This is a genomic window from Dankookia rubra, from assembly GCF_004355005.1.
GTDB classification, from domain to species: Bacteria; Pseudomonadota; Alphaproteobacteria; order Acetobacterales; family Acetobacteraceae; genus Paracraurococcus; species Paracraurococcus ruber_A.
Map to the genome: position 1 here is coordinate 1 of NZ_SMSJ01000280.1, position 1,218 is coordinate 1,218.

The window sequence follows — 1,218 nt, forward strand, 5'->3', positions numbered from 1 at the left end:
AGACGTTTACTTCTTGGCCGCGGCCGGCTTGTCGGCGGTGATCGCGGCGACGACGCCGGCGCCGACGGTGCGGCCGCCCTCGCGGATGGCGAAGCGGAGCCCCTGGTCCATGGCGATCGGCGCGATCAGCTCGACGTCCATCGCCACGTTGTCGCCCGGCATCACCATCTCGACGCCTTCCGGCAGCTTGACGATCCCGGTCACGTCCGTGGTCCGGAAGTAGAACTGCGGCCGGTAGTTGGTGAAGAACGGCGTGTGCCGGCCGCCCTCTTCCTTCGTCAGGATGTAGGCCTCGGCCTTGAAGCCGGTATGCGGGCTGATCGAGCCCGGCTTGGCCAGAACCTGGCCGCGCTCCACGTCCTCGCGCTTGATGCCGCGCAGCAGCACGCCGACGTTGTCGCCCGCCTGCCCCTGGTCGAGCAGCTTGCGGAACATCTCGACGCCGGTCACCACCGACTTCACCGTGTCCTTCAGCCCGACGATCTCGACTTCCTCGCCGACCTTCACCACGCCGGTCTCGACCCGCCCGGTCACCACCGTGCCGCGGCCCGAGATCGAGAACACGTCCTCGATCGGCATCAGGAAGGCGCGGTCGAGCGGCCGCTCCGGCTGCGGGATGTAGGCATCCACCGCCGTCATCAGCTCAAGGATCGACTTCTCGCCCATCGCCGCGTCGCCGTCATCCAGCGCCACCTTGGCCGAGCCCTTGATGATCGGGATGTCGTCGCCCGGGAACTGGTAGGAGGAGAGCAGCTCGCGCACCTCCATCTCGACCAGCTCCACCAGGTCCGGGTCGGCCAGGTCCATCTTGTTCAGGTAGACCACCAGGGCGGGAACGCCGACCTGGCGCGCCAGCAGGATGTGCTCGCGCGTCTGCGGCATCGGCCCGTCGGCCGCCGAGACCACCAGGATCGCGCCGTCCATCTGCGCCGCACCCGTGATCATGTTCTTCACGTAGTCGGCGTGGCCCGGGCAGTCCACGTGCGCGTAGTGCCGGTTCGTCGTCTCGTACTCGACATGCGCGGTCGAGATCGTGATCCCGCGCGCCTTCTCCTCCGGCGCCTTGTCGATCTGGTCATAGGCCGTGAAGGTCGCACCGCCCGTCTTCGCCAGGATCTTGGTGATCGCCGCCGTCAGCGACGTCTTGCCATGGTCAACGTGACCAATCGTCCCGATGTTGCAGTGCGGCTTCGTCCGCTCGAATTTCGCCTTCGCCAT

1 protein-coding gene is annotated in these 1,218 nt (G+C 67.2%); it reads right to left on the bottom strand.

From position 1 onward, the window contains the following. Positions 1-6: 6 nt before the first annotated feature. Positions 7-1,218 (bottom strand): elongation factor Tu, encoded by a 1,212-nt coding sequence (tuf, locus tag E2C06_RS36550; protein WP_133293398.1) that lies wholly within the window; start codon positions 1,216-1,218, stop codon positions 7-9.